This window comes from Sphingobium sp. MK2, assembly GCF_040170545.1.
GTDB lineage: Bacteria > Pseudomonadota > Alphaproteobacteria > Sphingomonadales > Sphingomonadaceae > Sphingobium.
The window spans coordinates 1-22,739 of the sequence record NZ_JAZDXA010000037.1 but is presented as its reverse complement, the minus strand read 5'-3'; the positions used below and the strand labels follow the sequence as shown (position 1 = coordinate 22,739).

The 22,739-nt window shown below is 63.5% G+C and carries 27 protein-coding genes; 8 read left to right on the top strand and 19 right to left on the bottom strand.

Annotated features, from left to right (window positions below):
• Positions 1-80: 80 nt before the first annotated feature.
• The 10 genes from V2I08_RS15350 to V2I08_RS15305 form a co-directional block, all read right to left on the bottom strand.
• The gene (locus V2I08_RS15350) at positions 81-422 is read right to left on the bottom strand and encodes a chaperone modulator CbpM (RefSeq protein ID WP_051520051.1); all 342 of its coding nucleotides are present in this window, start codon (positions 420-422) and stop codon (positions 81-83) included.
• Entirely contained in the window at positions 419-1,318 is a 900-nt protein-coding gene (locus tag V2I08_RS15345; RefSeq protein WP_043152248.1) for a DnaJ C-terminal domain-containing protein, read from the bottom strand. The genes V2I08_RS15350 and V2I08_RS15345 overlap by 4 nt, the downstream gene beginning before the upstream one ends.
• A 97-nt stretch (positions 1,319-1,415) precedes the next feature.
• Positions 1,416-1,982 carry an HdeD family acid-resistance protein gene (locus V2I08_RS15340; RefSeq protein WP_043152247.1) on the bottom strand — a complete coding sequence of 189 codons (567 nt, stop codon included), beginning with the start codon at positions 1,980-1,982 and terminating at the stop codon, positions 1,416-1,418.
• 93 nt (positions 1,983-2,075) lie between these two features.
• Positions 2,076-4,655 (bottom strand): ATP-dependent chaperone ClpB, encoded by a 2,580-nt coding sequence (gene clpB, locus V2I08_RS15335; RefSeq protein WP_043152246.1) that lies wholly within the window; start codon positions 4,653-4,655, stop codon positions 2,076-2,078.
• A gap of 577 nt (positions 4,656-5,232) precedes the next feature.
• On the bottom strand, positions 5,233-5,973 hold the full coding sequence (gene arsH / locus V2I08_RS15330; protein WP_043152244.1) for an arsenical resistance protein ArsH: 741 nt from the start codon (positions 5,971-5,973) through the stop codon (positions 5,233-5,235).
• Complete coding sequence (arsB, locus tag V2I08_RS15325; protein WP_043152243.1) at positions 5,973-7,046, bottom strand: ACR3 family arsenite efflux transporter; 1,074 nt, start codon at positions 7,044-7,046, stop codon at positions 5,973-5,975. Before arsB ends, arsH begins: the two co-directional genes overlap by 1 nt.
• On the bottom strand, positions 7,043-7,477 hold the full coding sequence (gene arsC, locus V2I08_RS15320; protein WP_043152241.1) for an arsenate reductase (glutaredoxin): 435 nt from the start codon (positions 7,475-7,477) through the stop codon (positions 7,043-7,045). The genes arsB and arsC overlap by 4 nt, the downstream gene beginning before the upstream one ends.
• Positions 7,474-8,001, bottom strand: coding sequence for an arsenate reductase ArsC (locus V2I08_RS15315; protein WP_043152291.1), 528 nt, complete (start codon positions 7,999-8,001; stop codon positions 7,474-7,476). Before V2I08_RS15315 ends, arsC begins: the two co-directional genes overlap by 4 nt.
• Before the next feature lie 11 nt (positions 8,002-8,012).
• Complete coding sequence (locus V2I08_RS15310) at positions 8,013-8,345, bottom strand: helix-turn-helix transcriptional regulator (protein WP_043152239.1); 333 nt, start codon at positions 8,343-8,345, stop codon at positions 8,013-8,015.
• A 246-nt stretch (positions 8,346-8,591) separates the two neighbouring features.
• On the bottom strand, positions 8,592-8,972 hold the full coding sequence (locus tag V2I08_RS15305) for a hypothetical protein (RefSeq protein ID WP_235209772.1): 381 nt from the start codon (positions 8,970-8,972) through the stop codon (positions 8,592-8,594).
• 346 nt (positions 8,973-9,318) lie between these two features.
• Here V2I08_RS15305 and V2I08_RS15300 point away from each other — a divergent pair, with 346 nt between their 5' ends.
• From V2I08_RS15300 to V2I08_RS15290, 3 genes are all read left to right on the top strand, one after another.
• Positions 9,319-9,510, top strand: a complete 192-nt coding sequence (locus tag V2I08_RS15300) for a hypothetical protein (protein ID WP_349635887.1) — start codon at positions 9,319-9,321, stop codon at positions 9,508-9,510.
• Between the two features lie 222 nt (positions 9,511-9,732).
• Complete coding sequence (locus V2I08_RS15295) at positions 9,733-10,032, top strand: DUF5132 domain-containing protein (RefSeq protein WP_043152238.1); 300 nt, start codon at positions 9,733-9,735, stop codon at positions 10,030-10,032.
• Positions 10,010-10,510 (top strand): hypothetical protein, encoded by a 501-nt coding sequence (locus tag V2I08_RS15290; protein ID WP_152542745.1) that lies wholly within the window; start codon positions 10,010-10,012, stop codon positions 10,508-10,510. Before V2I08_RS15295 ends, V2I08_RS15290 begins: the two co-directional genes overlap by 23 nt.
• On the opposite strand, the gene V2I08_RS15285 is transcribed toward V2I08_RS15290, so the two are convergent.
• Positions 10,459-13,251: a cation-transporting P-type ATPase gene (locus V2I08_RS15285; RefSeq protein ID WP_349635886.1), complete on the bottom strand. Its 2,793-nt coding sequence runs from the start codon at positions 13,249-13,251 to the stop codon at positions 10,459-10,461. The genes V2I08_RS15290 and V2I08_RS15285 overlap by 52 nt on opposite strands.
• 89 nt (positions 13,252-13,340) lie before the next feature.
• On the opposite strand from V2I08_RS15285, the gene V2I08_RS15280 reads away from it, so the two are divergent.
• The 3 genes from V2I08_RS15280 (at position 13,341) to V2I08_RS15270 (ending at position 14,937) form a co-directional block, all read left to right on the top strand.
• Positions 13,341-13,613 carry a hypothetical protein gene (locus tag V2I08_RS15280; protein ID WP_043152236.1) on the top strand — a complete coding sequence of 91 codons (273 nt, stop codon included), beginning with the start codon at positions 13,341-13,343 and terminating at the stop codon, positions 13,611-13,613.
• Positions 13,614-13,763: 150 nt separating this feature from the next.
• Entirely contained in the window at positions 13,764-14,222 is a 459-nt protein-coding gene (locus tag V2I08_RS15275) for a response regulator (RefSeq protein ID WP_327195471.1), read from the top strand.
• Entirely contained in the window at positions 14,179-14,937 is a 759-nt protein-coding gene (locus V2I08_RS15270; protein WP_349635885.1) for a Crp/Fnr family transcriptional regulator, read from the top strand. Before V2I08_RS15275 ends, V2I08_RS15270 begins: the two co-directional genes overlap by 44 nt.
• A 156-nt stretch (positions 14,938-15,093) precedes the next feature.
• On the opposite strand, the gene V2I08_RS15265 is transcribed toward V2I08_RS15270, so the two are convergent.
• The 4 genes from V2I08_RS15265 to V2I08_RS15250 form a co-directional block, all read right to left on the bottom strand.
• On the bottom strand, positions 15,094-15,369 hold the full coding sequence (locus tag V2I08_RS15265; RefSeq protein ID WP_152542741.1) for a hypothetical protein: 276 nt from the start codon (positions 15,367-15,369) through the stop codon (positions 15,094-15,096).
• Positions 15,370-15,534: 165 nt separating this feature from the next.
• The gene (locus V2I08_RS15260) at positions 15,535-15,987 is read right to left on the bottom strand and encodes a potassium channel family protein (protein WP_043152232.1); all 453 of its coding nucleotides are present in this window, start codon (positions 15,985-15,987) and stop codon (positions 15,535-15,537) included.
• Between the two features lie 130 nt (positions 15,988-16,117).
• Positions 16,118-17,575, bottom strand: coding sequence for a CHAD domain-containing protein (locus tag V2I08_RS15255; RefSeq protein WP_349635884.1), 1,458 nt, complete (start codon positions 17,573-17,575; stop codon positions 16,118-16,120).
• 122 nt (positions 17,576-17,697) lie between these two features.
• Positions 17,698-18,840, bottom strand: coding sequence for a L,D-transpeptidase family protein (locus tag V2I08_RS15250; RefSeq protein ID WP_081764178.1), 1,143 nt, complete (start codon positions 18,838-18,840; stop codon positions 17,698-17,700).
• 207 nt (positions 18,841-19,047) lie between these two features.
• Between V2I08_RS15250 and V2I08_RS15245 the strand changes: the two genes are divergently transcribed.
• Both V2I08_RS15245 and V2I08_RS15240 read left to right on the top strand, forming a co-directional pair.
• The gene (locus tag V2I08_RS15245) at positions 19,048-20,046 is read left to right on the top strand and encodes a 1-phosphofructokinase family hexose kinase (protein WP_349635883.1); all 999 of its coding nucleotides are present in this window, start codon (positions 19,048-19,050) and stop codon (positions 20,044-20,046) included.
• A gap of 61 nt (positions 20,047-20,107) precedes the next feature.
• Positions 20,108-20,524 carry a CBS domain-containing protein gene (locus tag V2I08_RS15240; RefSeq protein ID WP_043152282.1) on the top strand — a complete coding sequence of 139 codons (417 nt, stop codon included), beginning with the start codon at positions 20,108-20,110 and terminating at the stop codon, positions 20,522-20,524.
• Between the two features lie 150 nt (positions 20,525-20,674).
• On the opposite strand, the gene V2I08_RS15235 is transcribed toward V2I08_RS15240, so the two are convergent.
• The 4 genes from V2I08_RS15235 to V2I08_RS15220 all read right to left on the bottom strand — a co-directional run bounded on the left by V2I08_RS15235 (position 20,675) and on the right by V2I08_RS15220 (position 22,602).
• Positions 20,675-20,842: a hypothetical protein gene (locus tag V2I08_RS15235; protein ID WP_200866976.1), complete on the bottom strand. Its 168-nt coding sequence runs from the start codon at positions 20,840-20,842 to the stop codon at positions 20,675-20,677.
• A 65-nt stretch (positions 20,843-20,907) separates the two neighbouring features.
• Complete coding sequence (locus V2I08_RS15230) at positions 20,908-21,822, bottom strand: class I fructose-bisphosphate aldolase (protein ID WP_043152230.1); 915 nt, start codon at positions 21,820-21,822, stop codon at positions 20,908-20,910.
• Positions 21,823-21,971: 149 nt separating this feature from the next.
• Positions 21,972-22,304, bottom strand: coding sequence for a hypothetical protein (locus tag V2I08_RS15225; protein WP_043152228.1), 333 nt, complete (start codon positions 22,302-22,304; stop codon positions 21,972-21,974).
• Positions 22,305-22,422: 118 nt separating this feature from the next.
• Positions 22,423-22,602, bottom strand: a complete 180-nt coding sequence (locus V2I08_RS15220) for a hypothetical protein (protein WP_043152227.1) — start codon at positions 22,600-22,602, stop codon at positions 22,423-22,425.
• Between the last annotated feature and the right edge of the window lie 137 nt (positions 22,603-22,739).

Genomic DNA, 22,739 nt, shown 5'->3' with positions numbered 1-22,739 from the left:
TGACCGAGTTCGGTGCGGATAGAAGCTGTGGCGCAGATGTTGTGAGGAGCTAGGCCCTTTCACCAAGACTCATGGCCCGGTTACGACCTGCGCCGCGGAGCCAGAATCGGACCAGGTTTGCGGCCTCGCGATCGCCGGATATCCCGGCGCCGCGCCGCCTGCGTTTCCGTTCGCATCTGTGCGAGCACCTGGCGAAGGCCATGCAGTTGATCCACGAGGTGGAGCACGATGTCGACGCCTTCGTCGTTCACGCCGAAGTCTCGCTTCAGATCATGTATGAGGCGCGCGCGGGCCGCGTCCATGTCGGTCAGGACGATGGTCGTGGATCTGCGCTCGCCAAGGAGCCATTCGCGATCGATCCACTGCTCGAGCGAGTGGAGTTCGATCCCCGAGTGGGATAGAAATTCGTCCAAGTCTATCATCGCAAGGCCTCACGAGGATTGAAATTCTTGCCGGCTTCCCAGGTCGAAACGAATTGTATGAGTTCCGGATCGGCCGGCTTGGGCAGCACGATCCTGAGCTTCACGAATTGATCGCCACGACCGCCGCCCAGCCGAGGGGCACCCTTGCCTTTGAGGCGCAGCGTGCTGCCACTGTTCGAATTGGCCGGCACGGTCATCGTCACATCACCGGTTGGCGTGGGAACGCGGATCTTGCCGCCGAGGACGGCTTCCCTCAGCGAGATCGGAACGTCGATCGTGATGTCGTCGCCATTGCGGAGGAAGCGTGGGTCGGATCGAACCTCGATCTCGATATATGCGTCTCCTGGGCCGCCCTTGCCGGCGCCAGGTGCGCCCTTGCCCTTGAGGCGCAGCGATTGACCATCAACGACGCCCGCCGGGATCGTCACGTCGAGCGTGCCGCCCGCTGGCAGGGTTATCCGCTGTGAACCGCCGGTGATCGACTCCACGAAGCTGACCGAAAGGCGATAGTGCAGGTCTTGCCCGCGGCGATTGGCGCGCGCCTGTGCGCTGCGACGGAAGAGTTCGGCGAACGGATCGTCGCCTGCGGCAAAATCCGCAAAGCCAGCGTTACTCGAATAATGGCCGGGGTCCGACCCGGCATAGTCACGATAATATTGCTGTTGGGGCCGCTCTGCGCCGGTCTCGTCGATCTCGCCCGTGTCGTAACGCCTGCGTTTCTCCGGGTTGCTCAGCAGATCGTAGGCGCCTGCGACTTGCTTGAACTTGTCCTCGGCCGACTTGTCGCCAGGGTTGAGGTCCGGATGGAGCTTCTTCGCGAGCTTGCGATACGCTTTCTGGATATCGTCCCCGCTCGCGGACGCGGCGACGCCGAGAACTTCATATGGATTGCTCACCTGCTACGCCTCCTGGCCGCGCTGAGGATCGGCGCGAACCCTTCCGCAGCATTCGCCGTCAGCCTCGGTATATCCATCTCCTGGCCGCATCCCCTCGTCACGCGGACTTCAGCCGCCTCAGGCCAAAGGCAAGTGAGATAAGGAAAACACCGCGGAAGAGAAAGCTGAAGCCGATGATCGCCGCCACGAAGGCAAGCCCTGCCAGCGGGCCGCTGATCACCAGATAGGTACCCAGCCCGATATCGACGACGCCGAGCAACAGCCTCCATCCCTTGTCATGCGTACCTTTCAGTCCATAGAAAAGCTGGGAAAATCCTGAGACGAACAGCCACAGCCCGATCGCCCAAGCGAGCGATGCGGCACCCTGGAATGGATCGAACAGCACGAAGAGGCCTGCGAGTACCGCCACGACGCCGAGGAGCAACTCCAGCACCTTCGATCGGGTGGAAAAGGCTGACAGTCCAGCGACTATCGCGATGACGCCATAGGCAAGCAATATCGCTCCGAAGATCACGCCGGCGGCAAAGCCCGTCGCGAGCGGGTTCAGGAAAGCCAGGATCCCGCCCAGGATCAGGAGCACGCCATAGGTCAGAACCCATCCCCAACCGGTGGATGCCGGAAACGGCGAACCCCAGACCCCCTTATTTGCTTCGTGCGCGCTCATAAGCTTTCTCCCTAATTCGTTCGGGCAATCCTTCGTCAACTGCTGCTGTCGCCCAATTCAGTCCCACGCTATTCCAGGCGGCCATCGTAACTCTTAGCCTATATTCAGCACGAGTACTCCGTCACCCTCATCGATATGGACGGTCGATCCGTCGCGGATCTCGCCCTGGAGGATCAAGTCGGCGAGCGGATCCTGGAGAAAGCGTTGCACCGCGCGTTTCAATGGCCGCGCGCCGTAGACCGGATCATAGCCGGCGCGGCCGAGCCAGGCGCGGGCCGCATCGGTGAGGTCGAGCGTGATCTTGCGGTCCTGGAGCAGCTTGCCGACGCGGGCGACCTGAATATCGACGATGGGCGCCATATGGTCGGCGCCCAGCCTGTGGAACAGAATAATCTCGTCGAGGCGGTTGAGGAATTCCGGTCGGAAATGGCCGCGGACGATTTCCATCACCTGGTCCTCGACCTTCTCGACCGATTCGTCGTCGGCGAGGCCCGCAATATACTGGCTGCCCAGATTGCTGGTCAGCACGATGATGGTGTTGGTGAAGTCGACCGTGCGGCCCTGGCCGTCGGTCAGCCGCCCGTCGTCGAGCACCTGCAGGAGAATGTTGAACACGTCGCCATGCGCCTTCTCGACCTCGTCGAAGAGGACGACCTGATAGGGGCGGCGGCGAACCGCTTCGGTCAGCACGCCGCCCTCTTCATAGCCGACGTAGCCCGGAGGGGCGCCGATCAGCCTGGCGACCGAGTGTTTCTCCATGAACTCGCTCATATCGATGCGAACCATCGCGTTGTCGTCGTCGAACAGGAAGCCGGCGAGCGCCTTGGTGAGCTCGGTCTTGCCGACGCCTGTGGGCCCTAGGAACAGGAATGAGCCCAGGGGCCGATTGGGATCCTGCAGACCGGCACGCGCGCGGCGCACGGCGGTCGACACGGCGCGGACCGCATCGGCCTGGCCGATGACGCGCTTGCCAATCGTCTCTTCCATGGCGAGCAGCTTCTCGCGTTCGCCGGTCATCATTCGCTCGACCGGAATGCCGGTCCAGCGCGCGACGACGCCGGCGATGTCCTCCGCTGTCACCTCCTCGCGCAGCATTGCGCCTTCGGCTGCGCCCGCCGCATCGGCCAGCTGCTTTTCGAGCGTGGGAATGGTGCCGTATTGCAGTTCGCCTGCCTTGGCGAGGTCGCCCGAGCGCTGCGCCTGGTCGAGCTCGATGCGTGCAGCGTCGAGCTGTTCCTTGATACGGCTCTCACCCGCGATCTTTTCCTTCTCGGCCTGCCAGCGCGAGGTGAGTTCAGCCGATTGCTGCTCGAGATTGGCGAGATCCTGCTCCAGCGTCTCCAGTCGGTCCTTCGACGCCTTGTCGGTCTCCTTTTTCAGCGCCTCCCGCTCGATCTTGAGCTGGATGATGCGCCGATCGAGATTCTCGATCTCCTCGGGCTTGGATTCGACTTCCATACGCAGGCGCGAGGCCGCCTCATCCATGAGGTCGATCGCCTTGTCCGGCAGGAAGCGGTCGGTGATGTAGCGGTGGGACAAGGTCGCCGCCGAGACCAGCGCGCCATCGGTGATGCGCACGCCATGGTGCAGCTCATATTTTTCCTTCAGGCCGCGCAGGATCGAGATGGTATCTTCGACCGTGGGCTCACCGACGAAGACGGGCTGGAAGCGCCGCTGGAGGGCTGGATCCTTCTCGACATGCTTGCGATATTCATCGAGCGTGGTCGCGCCGATGCAATGGAGTTCGCCGCGCGCGAGCGCGGGCTTGAGCAGGTTGGATGCGTCCATCGCGCCTTCGCCCTTGCCGGCGCCGATTAGCGTATGCATCTCGTCGATGAACAGGACGATATGGCCCTCGGCGGCCTTCACCTCATCGAGCACACCCTTCAGCCGCTCCTCGAACTCGCCGCGATATTTGGCCCCGGCGATCAGGCTGCCCATGTCGAGCGCCATCAGCGCGCGGTCCTTGAGCGTATCGGGCACGTCGCCATTGGCGATGCGCAGGGCGAGCCCTTCGGCGATCGCGGTCTTGCCGACGCCGGGTTCGCCGATGAGGACGGGATTGTTCTTCGTGCGCCTGGCAAGGATCTGGATGGTGCGACGGATCTCCTCATCGCGGCCGATGACCGGATCGAGCTTGCCTTCGCGGGCCGCTTCGGTGAGGTCGCGTGCGAACTTCTTGAGCGCGTCGTAGCGATCCTCGGCCGAGGCCGTGTCCGCAGTCTTTCCCTTGCGCAGCGCGCTGATCGCCGCATTCAGCGCTTCTGCCTTCAAGCCCGCTGAGGCCAGGGACTTGCCGGCCGCGGTGTTTGAGGCCAGCGCTAGCGCAAGAAGCAGCCGCTCGACGGTGACATAGCTGTCGCCCGCCTTCTGCGCGACCTGCTCGGCCTGATCGAGCACCAGCATAGCATCATTATCGAGGCTCGGGGCCGATTGCGCGCCGCTGCCTGAAACCGATGGCACCTTGGCGAGCGCGGCGTCGGTCTGCCGCGTCGCCACGGCGGGATCGCCGCCTGCCGCGCGGATGAGGCCGCTTGCCATGCCCTGCTCATCCTCGAGCAAAGCTTTCAGAAGATGTTCCGGGCTTATCCGCTGATGGCTCATGCGGATCGCGACGGTTTGCGCGCTCTGGAGGAAGCCCTTGGCGCGATCGGTGAATTTTTCGAGATTCATTGATTCCTCGTTTTTCCGTTTGGCGTGAGTACCGATCGCGTCTCACCCCATTGTCGGTTCGACGTCGCACGTGATGGCCAAGGGTTATCGAACCGATTCCAACACGGCCGATGAAGGCCCTATCGATTGGTTCGGCAAAGTCGGAGATTTCTTGGCATAGCGTGTTCCCCCTCTCTCGTTCGCTCAGAATTCTTGGCGCTTATCTTTCAAGCCGAAGCCCAGAAATATACGGGATGTTCCGATGGGCGCGGAATTCAGCCAAGTCCGGACCGGCGATGTTCATGGCTATCTGCCGATCGGCTGCCGCCGGACATGGCTGGAGAGAAGAGCGCTTGTGCTGCCCACCTCTGGCGAAATGGCTGCGACATGGCCGTGCCTCCTTTCTATGTCGCTCCTTTCCCATTGATGCGGACGCGCCGCAGGTGAAACCGGCCCGGCCCGGCCCGATCTGATCGTCGTTCCGATTATGGCGACTCGCAGCATCGCCCGGGGGACGGGGGGCAAATCCAGCGTCCGGCTGGCGGGAATAGAACAGCCATAAGGCGCCAGACCCGGCGTTCTGGCCCAATTGCGGGCCTCACGCTATCGATCGTGACGTCAGGTCGTTCGCGGCATCGCGCTTGGCGGTCTCGGACTTGCGCTCAGAATATCGATCGACAAGCTGCTCGGCATGGCCTCGGATCAGAATGGTGAACCGGATCAACTCTTCCATCACGTCGACAATGCGGTCGTAGTAGCTGGAGGGTCTCAAGCGGCCTGCCTCATCGAACTCCTTGAATGCCATTGCGATGCTCGATTGGTTCGGGATCGTGAACATCCTCATCCAGCGGCCGAGCAGACGCAGCGTGTTGACCGCGTTGAAAGACTGCGAGCCGCCTGAGACCTGCATCACCGCGAGCGTCCTTCCCTGGGTCGGGCGCATACCGCCAAACTCCAGCGGCAGATGGTCGATCTGCGCCTTCATGATGCCAGTGATCTGGCCATGACGCTCGGGACTGCACCACACCATGCCCTCGGACCAGAGCGCGTGCTGACGAAGTTCATGGACCGCCGGATGGTCGTCCCCCCTGATCTGATCCGGCAGCGGCAGGTCGCTCGGATCGAAGATCCGCACCTCGGCGCCGAACAGGATCAACAGGCGCGCCGCCTCCTCGACCGCGAGTCGACTGAATGATCGCTCCCGCAGGGATCCGTAAAGCAGCAAGATGCGGGGCGGATGTTCGAGCGAACCGAGGCCGACGGCGGGACTAGGTCTAACGAGCGACCGATCGAGCGCCGGCAGGTCATCAGGGTCGGCAAGGGAACGAAGGCGCGACATCAGGCTACCCGACGCTCATACCAAGGGCGTGTCGCCTTCACGATTCTGACCACGGACAGCATGACCGGAACTTCGACCAGCACGCCGACGACGGTAGCAAGCGCTGCGCCGGAGTTGAGACCGAACAGACTGATCGCGGCAGCGACCGCCAGCTCGAAGAAGTTGGACGCGCCGATCAATGCGGCGGGGGCGGCAACGCACCATGCCACGCCGAACCGACGGCTCAACCAATAGGCGAGCCCTGCGTTGAAATAGACCTGGATGAGAATCGGCACGGCGATCAGCGCGATCACCAGCGGATGGGCTATGATCGCCTGCCCCTGGAATCCGAACAGCAGCACCAGAGTCGTCAGCAACGCGACCAAAGATACTGGGCCAAGACGGCTGAGCAGCCGGTCAAGCGCGGGGTGTCCGCCCGACGAGAGCACGGCACCCCGAATGACCTGCGCGACGATCACCGGCACGACGATGTAGAGTAGGACCGAGATCAGCAGCGTGTCCCAGGGTACGGTGATCGATGCGACGCCGAGGAGAAGGCCGACCAGCGGGGCGAACGCGAACACCATGATGGTGTCGTTGAGCGCGACCTGGCTCAGCGTGTAGGTCGGGTCACCATCGCAGAGATTGGACCAGACGAACACCATCGCCGTGCAGGGCGCTGCGGCAAGCAGGATCAGTCCGGCGATATAGGAGCTGATCTCAGCCTCCGGCAACAGCGGCCGAAACAGCCAGCCCAGGAACAGGGTGCCGAGCAGCGCCATCGAGAAGGGCTTTACCGCCCAGTTGATGAACAGCGTTATGCCGACACCCTTCCAATGCTGCCTGACCGAACCAAGCGCGCCAAGATCGATCTTGAGCAGCATCGGGACGATCATCAGCCAGATCAGAACCGCAACGATGAGGTTGACCCGCGCAACCTCGGTCGACGCAATCACGCCGAACAGGCCGGGCAGTGCATAGCCGAGTGCGATGCCGACGATGATGCAAAGCGCTACCCAGACGCTGAGATAGCGTTCGAATGTGCTGATCGCCGGCCTGCCCGGCGCCAACGTTCCAGCAGCGGTGGCGTTCATGATGCGACCCGCTGGCCGCGGTCATCGACAATGCGTTCGCCATCTTCCTTCGCGAAGGCGCCACGCTGATCGCTCGGCAGCAGATCGAGCACCTCCTCGGAAGGGCGGCAGAGCTTGACGCCGAGCGGTGACACTACGATCGGGCGGTTGATCAAGATTGGATGCGCCATCATCGCATCGACAAGCTGCCCATCACTCAGCGACGGGTTATCGAGCCCCAACTCAGCGAAAGGCGTGCCCTTCTCGCGCAGCAAAGAGCGCGTGGTAATACCCATGCGCTCGATCAGCCACATGAGCATCGACCGCGACGGAGGAGCCTTCAGATAGTCGATCACATGCGGTTCGATTCCAGCATTGCGGATCATCGCCAGCGTGTTGCGGGAGGTGCCGCACTCGGGATTGTGGTAGATTATGATATCGACCGGCGTCAGGCTGCGTCCCCGCGACGGCTGCTCGCGCCTTCGCCATGCCCGATCTCACGGACACGGGCCCGCAAAGCCATGGCGTCGAGCCTGTCGAAGGGCAACGCCGCGAAGAGCTTGATGCGGTTCTCAAGATAGCGCAGCGCTGTCACGAACGCGCGCTCCCGCTCGATCTGCGAACCCTGGACGTGGCTTGGATCCTCGATCCCCCAATGGGCGGTGACAGGATGACCCGGCCAGATCGGGCAGACCTCGCCCGCCGCGTCGTCGCAGACCGTGAACACGAAATCCATCACGGGCGCGCCAGGCACGGCGAACTCGTCCCAGCTCTTCGAACGGAGACCTTCTGTAGGATATTCAATCCGCTCGAGCAGAGCGAGCGCGTCAGGGTTGATCGCGCCCTTGGGGTAGCTCCCGGCCGAAAAGGCACGGAAGCGACCGCCGCCCAGCTTGGTAAGGGCGCTCTCCGCAAGAATCGAGCGGGCCGAGTTACCGGTGCACAGGAAGAGGACGTTGAAGATGCGGTCGGACATGGCAGACTCCATCAGCAGCAGGGGGCGAGTTCGGCGATCAATGGCGCGCACAGCGCCGCGTTGCCGCCACAGCAATCCTTCACGAGAAACAGGGTCAGCGTCTTCAACTGGTCCAGCTCGGCGCGATAGTTGATGACCCGGCTGCGCCGCTCGGAACGGATCAATCCGGCTCGTGAGAGCGTGGCCAGGTGAACCGACATGGTGTTCTGGGGAACAGCCAATGCCTTGGCGATCTCGCCGGCAGCGAGCCCGTCGGGCTCATGCCGGACCAGAAGCCGGAAGGCGTCAAGGCGGGTGCCCTGCGCGAGAGCGCCTAAAGTGGCGATGGCCGAATCATTATCCATGTATCTATATTAACGGATATATGGATAATGATCAACGACGACATTCACAGCGATTTACATGCTTTTCCAACATCCCCAGCCGGATCGCGGCCCAGCCGGGAGAGCCGCTCGGGTCGCTCAAGCGGCGCGAATCTCTTCAGCAGCGGCCTTCCCGACGGTACGGTCGTCGGCAACCGTCGGGAAGGAGACCTTCTTTAGGATCGGTCGCCGCGACGTCCAGCCTCTTGAGGACGCGTTCCCGGCGCCTCAGAGCGGCGGACGGCAGCCTCTTGCCTGGTGGATGCCGCGCAGGAAGCCCCGTCGCGCAAAACCCGCATCGATCGCGGTGTTGAGGCGACGCTGCGCCGGCGCCGCGCCGGTCGCCTCCCGCACCAGTCCCCGGAAGGGAATGAGCGAGTTCACCACCATCTGGCCGCCGGCCTCTGCAAATTTTCCGGCGCTGTTCTCTTGCTGTTTCGCACCGACAATGAAGTCCGGTCCAAGCACCGCGCTCAGTTCGGTTACCGCACGGGCCAGTTCGGTGCAGGCTCTAAGGCCGTCGAGGTTGTAGGGGTTCTCGCTCGCTCTTTCCAACACCGGCGGAATATTGGTCGCGGCCACACCGACGTCGCGAACCGGCTGGGTCACGATCTCGCCCGCCCTCCTGCCCGTCTGGTCTACCTTTGCTTTCCGGCTGCGCGACGGGTGGCGCGGCTGCGCCGGTCTTGGGCGGCGGGCTATGGGGAATGCAGCCGGCCAGCAGAAGCGAAGCGATCAGCAGGGCGCAGAGCGGAACCCCGGCGGCTGCCGTCGACTTGCGTGGGCTGTAAGTGGGCAAGACCGTCATATCCGAAATATAGGGTTTTAGATGCGTCAGGCAGGTCCCTCTGTAAGGAATTCCCCTAAGTCCCAAGCGATGGGAGATTTCTGCCCACGATGAGGACCGGGCCATCGGTCCTTGCCAGAACCACTTCGTGCAGGACGTCATGTGGCGTTGGACGCAGCCCTCGGCATCGCCTTCCTGCCGCGGCTGGCCACCGGCTTTGCTGCATCGGGATCATCGGCTATTCCGAGTTCCTCCTATATGTGCGGTACGGTTGACCAGATCGTTGGGCATGCTGCCGGTCCCCAAGCGCTTCCACCGCGGCAAGGAACCTTCCGCGTCGGCACCTGGGCTTCTGGCTGAAGGACGACCGCTGCGACAAGATTGTCGCTTCGCTTCCAGTGGAAGGACTATGAGGGACGGTGATCGCCGGGACCTACGTATGTATACGAATTCGTCCGGTTAAGAGCATGAGGCAGGCTCGGATCAGCCACAGATTTTCATATTGCTCGTGCAGAGTCGGCTCAAGCCGAGCGAAAGGCACGGCTCGATTTGCCATGGCGGCAGGAAAATACGGGAACGATCATGCGCGGCAGCTTCTTCTGGGGAATGGTGGTCGGAGCGGGTGGCGCCCTGGTGGCGTCGATCCCGTGGGAAACGACGAGGCCTGCGGCCAAACGGGCGCTGCGGGCCGGTCTTGCCGGCTATGCAGCAGTTCGCGGCGCGGCCGCGCGTTTCGCTGAAGATGTCGAGGATCTGGTCGCCGAGGTCGCCCATGAGATGAAGCAAACACCGGCGCCAGAGGCCGCTTCCGCAACCGCAGCCACGCAAGGAGCAGCCAGCCAGGAGAAGGACGCCGTCGATGGATCGCAGTCCAAAAGCTGAAACGACGCGAGGTCATCTCAAGCACCGTATGCCCGGACGCGTCCGGATCGTGCTCGATCGTCCCCTGCCCCACCTCGAGCGGCTTGAGTCGCTTGCTACGGCATTGGCCGCGATTCCGGGCATAGACTCCGCCGAGATCAGGCCGACAAGCGGCAGCATCGTTATCAGACACCGCGGCGATTTTGATGAGTTGCGGGAGTCGATCGCCAGAGAAGGCATCCAGTTTGCTTCGTCCATCACGCATCTTCAGCCGATTGATCCGATGGGCGCCGCCGCACGGCAGCTTGGTACGGTCGACGGAGCGATAGCGCGCCTGACGGACGGCCGTGCGGATCTGTGGAGCCTGGCTTTCGCGGGGCTTGTGGCCGGGGGTGTGATCCAGCTCGCAAGAGGCAGGGTTGCCGGACCGGCGCTGACCCTCCTCGGTCAGGCCGCCACCCTGACGATGGCCCGGCCACTGCGAACGTTCATTCGCTGAGTCCGTCGCAGTTCGCCGATGCCGAAAGAGGTCGCCGCCAGCCCGGCGGAGAGCGCCAAGTCGCCCGGACCGGGCACACCCAGCCCGAGCAGCGTTCGCAGTGGCCGGATCAGGAAAGGCGCGGCAAGCAGTCCGCAAGCCGCTGCCAATGCGCCGCCAAGCCGTATCTCCGATACCACTCGACCTGCGACCGATCCGGGCGTCCGGTCACGCAGCCCCCAGGCGTGGGCAAACTGCGCCAGCGACAATGTTATGAAGGTCGCCGCGCGTGCCTGTGGTCCGGCGCCCTTGCGCGCCAACAGGATGAGATGGGCGGTCAACGCCGACGCAGCGAGGTGCGCGCCGTCGAATCCAAGATCCCGAAGCTCGTCGTGGCCGAACAGCGGCGCATCCGCAGTGCGCGGGGGGCGTGTCATCACGTCGCCTCGCGGCTCGGCCATCGCCAGCCCCAGACCTGGCATGATGTCCGTCACCAGATTGAGCCAGAACAACTCCATCGGCGTTTCGAGCCCGCCCCGGCCATGCAGGGTTTCGCCGAGCATGAGGAGCACCTCCGACAGGTTCGTCGACAGGAAATAGCGGGTGGCCGCGCCGATGCTGTCATCGGTCGCGCGCCCGCGGGCGATCGCCCGTGCCAACGCCCGTAAATCATCGTCGGCGATCACGATGTCCGCCACCTCGAGCGCGACATCGGTTCCCTGCCTTCCCATGGCGACGCCTACCGCAGCAGCCCTGAGCGCGGGACCGTCGTTGACGCCATCCCCGATCATCGCCACGGGCCGGCCCGCGCCCTGAAGCGCGCGGACGATGCGCAGCTTGTCACTAGGGCTGATACGGGCGAAGACCGACGTCCGGAGCGCCAAAGCGCCAAGCGCCTGATCGTCGAGATCCGCAAGGTTCGCGCCGTCCACGACGGGGATGATGCCGGTCCGTGACACGGCGACCGCTTCGGCGACCGAAAGCGCGGTGGCCGGCTGATCTCCGGTGATAATGATCGTTCGAATGCCGGCGCGGTGAAAGATCTCGACCGCTTCCTGCGCCTCCGCGCGGACAGGGTCAGCGAGCGCCACGAGGCCCAGCCAGACGAGGTCGTCCGGCAATCCGTCGCGAAGATCACCTTCCTTCCTCGCAACGCCGAGCACCCGCAAGCCTTCCCGGGCGAGCGTCTCATTGGTGGCAAGGATCCGGTAACGCCGTTCCTCGTCGAGCGGCCGAAGCCCATCCTCCGTCAGTTCGTGGGCGGCAAGCGCGAGCAATTCGTCCGGCGCGCCCTTGACCGCGACATAATCCGCGCCGTTGCGGCGATGCGCTGTCGCCATCCATCGATGCGCCTGATCCCGGCTCTGGAGGCCCACTATCGGCGACTGTTGTTGAACGGCATCGGGGTCGATGCCGACGTCGCTGGAAAAGCGAAGAAGCGCCAGCTCGGTGGAGGATCCCGTCTGCATAGCCAGATTTGCCTCATTGCACAGCGCTACGGCCTCGGCGATGGCCCGCAGCAAATCTGTGTCCGAGCCATGGCCATGTCCGTCCGCCGAAGTCCGCCGAACCTCTTCTCCGATGGCGACCGCCACGACCGCCATCCTGTTCTCGGTCAGGGTTCCCGTCTTGTCGAGGCAGATGGTGTCGATGGTGCCCAGGGCCTCGACCGCGGGCAGCGCCCGAACAAAAGCCTGCTCGCGCTCCATCGCCCTTGCGCCCAGCGCAAGTGTCGTGGTCGCGATGGCCGGAAGACCCTCGGGAATGGCAGCGACGGCGAGCGCGACCGCGCTTCGCGCCATGGCCAGCAGTGGCTCGCCGCGCAGTAGCCCGACCAGGAACACAACGCTCGATGCGCCGACGCAGAGCAATGCGAGACGGCCGCTGAGGGAAGTGAGCTCCTCCTCGATGACGGGTCGGGGCGGACGCGCCAGATCGATCAAGGCGCGGGTTCGTGCGGCCTCCGTGCCGCTGCCTGTACGAAAGACGACTGCGCGCCCGTCTCCACCGCTGACGATCGTTCCATCGTGGACGATATTGTGCCGGTCGGCGACTCCGGCCGGCGCCTGGTCCAGCACCTTGGCGTGCTTTCGAACTGGCAGGCTCTCGCCCGTCAGCGTCGATTCATCCACCGTCAGATCCCGGCATTCGAGAATTCGGGCATCGGCGGGCACGAACTGGCCCGGCGCGAGGACGAGGATATCGCCGGGCACGATCGTCGCGGCGAGCACCGTAAGGCGATTGCCGTCACGCTGGACCTCCGCCATATGCTCCGTCGGCCGCGACAGGCGGCGGATAAGGCGCTCCGTGGCATTTTCCGAAGAGAAGCCGATGGCGGCGTTGGCGAGTACGACGCCGATCGTCAAAGCGGCGTCCAGCAGGCCACCGGTGGCGAAGGAAAGAACCGCCGATCCGAACAGCAGCGCCACCGGCAAGCCCGTGAACTGCGCCGCGACCATATCCCGCTGCGAGCGGCCGAGCGGCGGCGGAGTCTGGTTCGGCCCGTAGACGGCGAGCCGGCGGCGCGCCTCGTTCGCAGAAAGACCGTCCGCCCCGCTACGCAACAGCTCGAGGATATCCTCACCCCGCGAACGGAAAATGGCGTCACTCTCCAGTGGCGGTTCGTCCAAAAGCCTCGGTCGCCGCGGACCGGAGCGGGAAAGCCGGTCATCTGGCTCGGCGGCCGCCTCGATCGGCGCCGATTCCTCCAACCAGGAGACGATGGCGGCAATGGTCACTGCGGGATCATGTTCGACAAGCATGCTGCCCAAGAAGGCATTGCCCTCCCCTACACGGCAACCGCGAGCCACCAATCTGCTTCGGAAACGCCGTAACGCGTCATCGGCAGGCCATGGAGAAAACCGCAATCGCGTTCGACCCGGAATGTGATGATGTATCGAAATCGCCACTGGTATTCGCGATCCTTTCATTCTTCCGGACGCTGCCCGGAAAGCATGACCAATCATATGTCCGCAGGCGTTACATCATCGAGAGACCGCAGCAGATTGGTATGTTCCCTCAACGTCGTCGCTTTGCGAGCCAGAGTTCACTGGTCCGCAGCCCCCGGCACCGCGCGGTAGAGTGGCGCGAGCAGATCGCCGCGGTCACATCCCCGGGGACGTGACCGCAGCACAAATTCCGACACAAGCGAGGTGGTCGCGGGCCATCACGAACTGAGCGTCTGGCGCCTGTCCGAAGTGGTGCGCGGGACTGATGACGCCCCATCCGGGGCTTTACGTAACGCACCGCGTAGGTGGGCCCGGTATCGGGAGCGATGCAATATCTCCTCTCCGAACGGAACGACATGCCATACCGAAACACTGTTTCGGATTCGGGACAGCCGAAGATCCTGCTTGCAGAGGACGATCCCGCCGTCAGGCGATCGCTTCAGCTGGTCTTGCAGGCGCGGGGCTATGACGTGAGGGCGCACGCGAGCGGAAAGACGCTGCTCGACGATCCGTTTTGCATAAGCGCTGCCTGCCTGGTGGCGGACTATCGGCTCGACGAACTCGACGGCTTCGAGATTTTGTCGCGCCTGCGTTCGCGGGATTGGAATGGACCCGCCATACTGATTACCGCCTACTCCACCCCAGACCTTCAGGAGCGAGCTGCCAGCCTCGGCTTTGGGGCGGTGATCGAGAAGCCGTTTCGCGAAGGAGCCGTCGGTGACACTATCGACCGTCTCTTGCATGCGCACCGTCAGTCAGGCGGAGCGCGTCACGATGGTCAGTGAAAGGGAGCCAATCACCAACCGCCTTTTGCTCGCGCTGCCTCCGGCAACGCTCGCCCGGCTGACGCCCGAGATGGAGCTTATTCGGACGGAGTCGGGGGCCGTCATCGATCATGTTAACGGGTTGATCCAGCATCTCTATTTCGTAAACCGGGGCATCGTCTCGATGGTCAAGGTGATGCGCGACGGCCGCTCCGTCGAAGTGGGCGCGATCGGCCTCGAGGGCATCACCGATTCCAATGCGCTGTTCGGCGTCGATGTCGCGATCACCGAGACGATGGTGCAGGTGCCGGGCAGCGCGCTGAAGATCAGCCGAACTTTCCTTTCGCGCGAGCTCGAGCGGGATCGCGATCTGAGGCGGATGATGGAGCGGTACTGGCGCTTCGCCTTTGGCCAGCTCGCGCAGACTGCGGCTTGTAACCGACTGCATACGCTCGAGGAGCGCTGCTGTCGTTGGCTGCTGACGAGCCATGACAGTGCGCTTGCCGACACCTTTCCGCTCACCCACGAATTCCTCGCGACGATGCTTGGAACCACCCGCTCCAGCGTCTCGCTGACCGCCAAGGTGCTCCATCGGGCGGGATACATCGACTATGTACGCGGGATCATTACGATCGTCGACCGGGCGGGTCTCGAGGAGACCTCATGCGAATGCTACGCCGAGACCACCGCAGAGATGAATCGATTGTTCGGTCCGGAAACGCAGCCGGGCGGCTGATTTTTCGGGAAAGGTTCGGAAACGCTCATGCTATGTTCGACATCGAACAGACGCGTGCGCGAACGATCATCACTCTGTGCACTCCGACACGCTGAGTCGATAGGATAGCCGCCAGCGGCGCTCCGCTCACCCGTAGGCAGGTCGCTAACGGGAGCGTTACAAATGGCGCGTGAGGGCGGGAACGGTCGGAGCGACTTCGAGAAGCAATCCTGGGCGCACAACCAGAATATCCTGCGCTTCCAGGCGCTTCTCCACAATGCCGCCCATCGCGACAGGCATGATGAAATCCGCAAACTCCTTCGCGATGAGGAAGAGAAGCTGCGGTCGCTTGAGAAAGAAAGGTGACTGCAAAAAGGGGCAACGCGCAATGCCCAACGTCTGGGAGATAGCAGCGCCGAGCCTGACGATGTTCATCGCTTCGACGCCGTCCATTTCGGCGTCAATGAAGATTTTCCGGAACCGGTCGCGATCCAGGCTGGGCGACGTTCTGGATGCGGATCGGGTGGGAAGCATGACGGCCCGCTGGCGCCATGATGATGATGAGCGCCGACTTTGCGTCCCTTTCCATCAGGCGCGACCACGAATGACTGACCAAGGCTATTCTGCCCGATCATGCTCGAACCCTCGTTCAAGCAGCTTCAAACGATCAACGATGGAAAAGAAGAAGGCGGTGGACCAGCCGATCAGAATAATTCCGCTGGCGCCCTCGATCGCGCCCAGGATGCGACTGCCCGGGGGAAGAACCAGATCTCCGTAGCCTATTGTCACATAGGTCGAGGTGGAGAAGTAAAGCGCCTGCTCGAAATCAGGAAAAGCGTTGAGCCACCGGTATAGGCCCGCCCAGATCCAGATCTCGACCGAATGCAGCGCAAAGAGGCCGAACGCCGCTAAAAGGATCGCCGCTGTGTTGAACATCGCCGCCAGCATTCGGCTCGATGCGTGACGGTGTCGGCGCAGAATTGCGAGCAACGCCCCAAGCCCGACGAGGTGCACCAGCACCGTCAGGGCGACGACCGCTGTTGCGATACCCAGTTGCGTGGACAATGTCATGGCGGCCAGGTTGGCATAGACGGCCCGTCCCGCCCACTACAATCCATCCGATAAAGGCACGTTGGTTGGTGCAAGCAGGGCTTGCGCCGGCATCCGTTGCTACGCCAGCGACAAGAGCCGGAACTATCGGTCATCGCCAGAACCGCTTCGTGTCGATCAGCGCTTGATACGCATCGGCCGCAGCTTTCAGCAACGCCTTCTTCCTGCCGTCGGCCAACAACATTGACGCATCGTGATCGTCAGCGATTCCTAGCGTTTCCAGCAGGCGCGGCGCCGTCGCCAGATCGTTGAGCAGACCGAGCTGGTCCTGAAGCTCTTCCAGCACGGCAAGGAACCTTCGATACCGCTGCTTCTCGCGCTTGCGTTCGAACAGGGCGGCGAAGAACTCCGCGGCATAGCGCAGCTTCTTGGCGTCCTTGCGGACCTCGTGCCGGGCCGCATCGTCCGCATGAGCGAGATCACCTCCCCCCTTCTTCACTTTGCGGCGAAAGCGGCCGAGCGCGGCGACCGCGAATTCTCGCGCCGGCTGATGGCGATCCGCCTCGGTGGCGGACACATGTAGCCAGTCGCCGTTCACAGTCCACTCCGCAAGATCGAGCATCAGCTTCCGCGCGCGCGATGACGCCAATGCATCCGCGACCTCGCCATAGGCCGCTTGGCGCGCCGCCTCGATGCGATCGTATAGTGGACCCGATCGGGCGCGTTCGAGCAACACATCAAGGTTGCGGGCGTCGCCCAGCCTCGAAGCGAGGCACCGCAGCTCCTCGCCCAGCTTCGCTTTGCGGTCGCCACCGATCAGCGGCTTGAAGATTGAGAAGCTTGATCGCAGGCGGCGCAACGCCACGCGCGCCTGATGCAGCGCCTCGGTGTCCCGGCGGGCCAGCAGCAGCGTCTCGTTCAACCGGAACTGCCGCACGCAGCTCTGGACGATATGCTGGAACGCCTGGGCTGCCGTCATGTCGCTGGTTAGCGCTATCGGCTCGGCCTTGACCATCGTCGTGACCGGTCCGGTGAGCCGGTAGCCCCGCTCGGCCTTGGTCTGTACACTGAGCCGGACGGGCGCGACCGCATCGATGCGCCGGGCAAGCGTGAACAATGCGGCCGAATCGCCGGCCTTCAACTCCAGCTCGATCTCGCAGATCGGCGATGTTCGGTCCCCCGCCGCCGCCTCGCCGCGGTCCAGAACCACTTCGATCGTCGCGCCCTCCTGCCTCAGTATCCACGCGCGCCGCGCGATCCGCACCTCGAAGACCGAACCGACGCTATCGACCGCGCCGCCGATCATGGCCCGAACCGGCGTCGTATCATCGAGGATTGGCTTGTCGTCCTTGACGGCGCGTTCCCATTCGGAGCGCACGAACAGGCCCGCGGCACTGGCGCCATCCGCCTTCACGGTCTGCGTGCGCTTCCTGCCCGAACGGCGGATGCGAAGCGAAAACCCCTTCTTCGCCAGAGCATGATCCGGAGTGTCGAAATAGACCGACCCTTGCTCGATCTTTTCAGGATTGGCCGGCAGCAAAGCGGAAGCTTCGAACGCATCGGCGGCGTCCGGCGTCAGTTCGAGCTTCAGTTCGATTTCGTCCGCCATGCATGCCTTCTCTCACCGTTTCGTGATGTCATCTAGGAGCCGTCTGAACGCTAAGCCGCCTCGCGCAGATTCGGCCGATGGGCGTGGTCGATGTTCCCGCTGGGCACCGCAATTTGCAAAGGTTATCGGGGACAATTCTCCTCGCCCGGCACCGGCATGCCGCGGTCCCGATGGTAAACGTCGGGAAAATAGCGGATACCGCCTTCGCCGTCCGGTTCGGCCGTGAAATAGGCGACATAGACGGGAACCGGAGCAGCCATCGGTACGGTAGCCGTCCGCCCTGCCGCGACCATGGCATCCGTGCGCGCCCGGTCCCAGCCCGGCTCGGTCGCAAGAAGCGCCGTGGCGAGGCCGAGCGCGTCCCCGACCCGGACGCAGCCATGGCTGAAGGCGCGTACATCCTGCTCGAACAGACCCTTGCTCGGTGTGTCGTGAAGATAAACGCTGTAAGGATTGGGCATGACGAGTTTCATCCGCCCGAGTGCATTGGTTGCGCCCGGGCGCTGTCGATACCGGCCACCCTGCACGACATAGCCCTTGCGCGCCGCCTCGGCAGGACGGTTGCGCACCAAAGCGCCGACGCTTTCCGCGACGATGCTCGACGGAATCTCCCACCAGGGGTTGAACGTCACACCTGTCACTGTTGCGGCGAATACCGGTGTCGGCGAGCCGGTCTTGCCGACGATTACCGCCCAGCGGCCGATTTGCTTCCGGCCGTCCCACAGCGTCGCTTCGAAGGCCGCGGTGTTAACCAGCAGGTAGCGGGCTCCGAGCACGCGCGGCATCCAGCGCCAACGATCGAGATTGGCGGCGATTGTCGCGCGCCGCGCAGGATCCTGCTCGTGCGAATAGGCTTTGCGAAGCGAATAATAAAAGGGATGCGAGGGGCGCGCCGTGCCGAACAGCCGGTCGAGGTCGTCTCGCGCCAACGACGCCGCCACCGCAGCAGCCGGTTCGGCCCCAAGCGGCTCCCCCGCGATGCGCCAACCGGTGCGCAGGGACGCATTGCAGCAACCCGTCCGGTGAGCCTGCAACAGCCGGATCGCTGCCGCCGTCGCCGCCGTATCAAGGCGCACCTCTTCACCGGCCGCAATCGCCGCGCGGACCACGTGCGCTTCCTTGCTGACGGGCGCGAGGCCGTCGTCGGCAGCTGCGTCGAGCCATTCGACGAGGCGTTCGGCCTGCGCCTTGTGCCAATGCGGCGGGTTGGGGACGGATGCCGCGGGCAGGAAGCAGGCAAAGGCGAGAAGCAGGAATTTCTTCATGGCTTTTCCTGTCGAAAGCCGGGGCGTGACAACATAGGGAACAATACGGAGCCGTGTCCGCACCGAAGCCCACTCGATAGCTGCACAGGGGTATGGCGGTGACAGAGCCGTCGCGGTGGCCATGGCAGTCAAGCGAGCCGAACTGCGGAGCATCTCGGGACATATACTTATTCCGACGTCAAGGCTCGCGATGATAACCTCCCGGACATGAAGAGAATTGCGACCCTTACGATGAACCCGGCCATAGATGTGGCCTATGAGGCGGACCGCGTCTTTCACACTCACAAGATCCGGGCCCGCCAGGAACATTATGACCCGGGCGGCGGCGGCATCAATGTGGCGCGTGTCATCGCCCGGCTGGGTGGCACCGCGCGCGCGCACTATCTCGCGGGCGGCGCCACCGGCGCTACGCTCGATAGTCTTCTCGATCTTCACCAGATGGTTCGCTCCCGCATCCCGATCCAAGGCAACACCCGCATAAGCACGGCGGTCTATGAGCGGGAAACAGGCAAGGAATTCCGGTTCGTGCCGCGCGGCCCCGTCGTCACCGAGCAGGAATGGCAAGCATGCCTTGACCATCTCGACGGTATCGAATGTGATTATCTCGTCGCGAGCGGATCGCTGCCGCCGGGCGTGCCCGACGATTTCTACAGCCGCCTGCAGACGAAGACGCGGGCTCGCGGGATCGAGTTCATTCTAGACAGTTCGGGGGCCGCACTCCAGCAGGGCCTCGCCGCCGGCGGCATATTGCTGGTCAAGCCCAGTCTTGGCGAGCTTCAGCAGCTTGTAGGCCGTTCACTGGCAGATCGCAGCGACATCGCGACGGCAGCGTCGGACATCGTCCACAAGGACCAGGCCCAATATGTGGCTGTGACCATGGGCCATGAAGGCGGCCTCCTCGCGCAGCGCTCCGGTGTCCTCTGGCTGCCCGCAGTGCCCGTTGAAGCGAAGAGCGCAGTCGGCGCCGGCGATAGCTTTCTTGCGGCAATGACATTCGCGCTGGCTTGCGGCCGGGATCCGGTGGACGCCTTTCGATATGGAATCGCGGCAGGCGCCGCCGCCGTCCTGACGCCGGGTACTGATCTTTGCCATCGGGATGAGGTGGAACGGCTGTACGTCCTTGTCGATCCGGGCGAAACGCCGGCGGAAGCTTCGATCAATATGGCAGCGCATAGCAGCCGGGCAGCGGAGGCACAGCGCGCGTGAGAGACAAGCGCCCTACCTTGCTGCAACGGCAGGCAAATGATCGAGCGGACGGAGAGAGAAGATGAAAGCAAGCGATGTTATGAGCCTCGGGGCGGCGACGATCACGCATGATGCTTCGCTTGCGCAGGCGATACGAACCATGGCCAACCACCACATCAGCGCCCTGCCCGTGGTCGATCGGGGCGGGCAACTCCAGGGCATTATCTCCGAGGGGGATTTCTTCCGGCGTGAAGAGCGGCCGGCTCGGCTGACCGCGCTCTTCGGCGCAGATGCCAACGCGCGCATCAACGCGCTAGAATCCCGGACCGTCGGCGAGATTATGTCGCGCGACCCGATCACGATCGGATCCGATGCATCCATGGAGGAAGCGATCGAGCTCATGGAATGCCATGCTGTCAAACGGCTTCCTGTAGTGACGGACGGTCGGGTTGTAGGCCTGATCAGCCGTGCCGACGTGCTGCATGCCTTGGTCGCATAAGCAAAGCCCTCCAGCTCGCAAATTCCTGCCGCGTACATCCGTGCCAACCTTAATCCTCTTGGCGCAGTGCTCAGGCCTCGGGCTGACACGCTGAACGGCAGATCATGCCGTTACCTCTCGCGGCCGGCTACCGCCCGGCGCGAAATGCCTTTACGCCGGGTCGTTCTCTCGGCCCGGATAATCCTGGTCGGGAACGTCTGGAATGATCTCCGGCGGCTCGGAAAAAGGATTTTCCGCCGGACCGGGGCCAGGCGGAGCCTCCGGTGGCGACTGGGGTTCGATGGTGTCTGGCGGCGGGAATTCCGGCTGGGTCGCCATGCTGTTTCTCCTCATTTCGATCTTTGCCCGCAACTCGGGATTGGGGTCAGAAGTGCCGGGGGCCATCAGCCTGTGCCGGAATAGATTCGCACGACCTCGTCCAGCATCGCCAGAGCCTCGGAGCGAGGCCGCTGGAAGCTGTTGCGGCCGATGATCGAGCCGCTGCCGCCGCCATCACGTATCGCGCGGGCGTCCCGATACAGCGACTCTGCGTCCCTAGCCGCGCCTCCCGAGAAGAGCACGAGGCGACGCCCGGAAAAAGCGGCCTGGACGACGTGCCTTATCCTCTCGACCGGGTCGGACCATTGCCGGTCGGCATAGGCAGGCCTGGCGGCGTCCTGTTCGATATGCTCGCTGGGCAGCTTCACCTTCACGATATGGGCGCCCAGCGCGACAGCGATGTGTGCGGCATAGGCGATGATATCGAGCGCGGTCTCGCCCTGTTCGGAAATCAGCCCGCCACGCGGATAGGACCAGACAAGCAATGGAAGGCCGGCGGCGCGGGCCTCCTGGCCCACGATGCGCAACTCCTCGGCCTGGTCGATAAAGGCATCCGAACCAGGGTAGAGCGTGAATCCTACAGCGGCGCAGTTGAGGCGCACCGCGTCGTCCACGGTCGCGACGACCGCTTGATCCTTGATCACCGTGAGGCTGTTGGCGGCGTTCAGCTTGAGGATCGTGGGGATCTGTCCGGCGAACGAGTCAGCCCCGGCCGCGAGCATGCCGGCCGGTGCTGCAAAGGCAGACAGGCCCGCATCGATCGCGAGCCGAAAATGGTAGTGGGGATCGTAGGCGGCTGGATTGGCGGCAAAGCTTCGCGCCGGGCCGTGCTCGATCCCCTGGTCGACGGGAAGGATGATCAGACGGCCGCTGCCTCCTACCCGGCCATGCATGAGAATGCGCGCCAGGTTCAGCTTGATCTCGGCCGACTCTCCTTCGTAGCGCGCGAGGATCTTGTGGACCGTGTCGGAAATATGCATCCGCACAGGGTGTTCACGCTGAATATCCGGCTCGGGGAGGTCGTCGCCGTCTTGCGTATCCGTGACACTGGCTGTGATCACCGCACCCTCCAGCGCCGGCCGCCGGCGTCCGTCCTGGCGCTCTCGTGATCTGCGTACGGCGCGGTCACCTACGGGGTCGCCCGGCTGACGACGTTGGCGGTCCCGTCCGGCAGAACCTGGATGAGGTGCGCGACGCCGTCCTCGCATTGAGCGCGCCACATCGGCGCCTTTTCGCCAGTCGCGATCTGCTCGGCGCCGGTCACATTCTGGCACGGCAGACCCGCGTCCCGGATCGCGCGGAAGAAGACCGCATTCCGCTGACGTTCGGGTAGAGCCACGACCTCTGCGACATAATTGGTCACATTTCCGGCTACTTCCCTCGGCTCTGTTACATTTTTTTCGGCCGCATCGCAGGCGCAGAGCGCGAGGAGCGCTATACTTGTCAGGATCGTGCGCATCATGCTTCTCCGTTGTTGGACGCAGGATGATCGTTCGCCAGCTGTGCGCCTATGCGTAATTGACCGGATCGGAACATCGCGCAGGTTACGGGTCCGGCGAGCGTCGCGGGACAGATCGATATCAGCTGCGAACCGGCGCAATCTGGTGCGCAGCGACGCCTGTCCCCTCGAAGCTGGAAAGGTTCTCAATCGTCGCCGCCGCAATCGCAGTCAGAGCCTCGCCCGTGAAGAAGCCCTGGTGCCCGGTGACGAGAACGTTGGGGAATGTCAGCAGGCGCGCGAAAATATCGTCCTGGATCATGTCTTGCGACAGGTTCTCGAAGAAGAGCCCGTCCTCCTCCTCGTAGACGTCGAGCCCTAGCCCGTCTTATGCACCGGGGGCACGGTTTTGGGTTGGCGATCGTAGCGTAACTATCTGATTTGGTTTAGAGAAGGGTT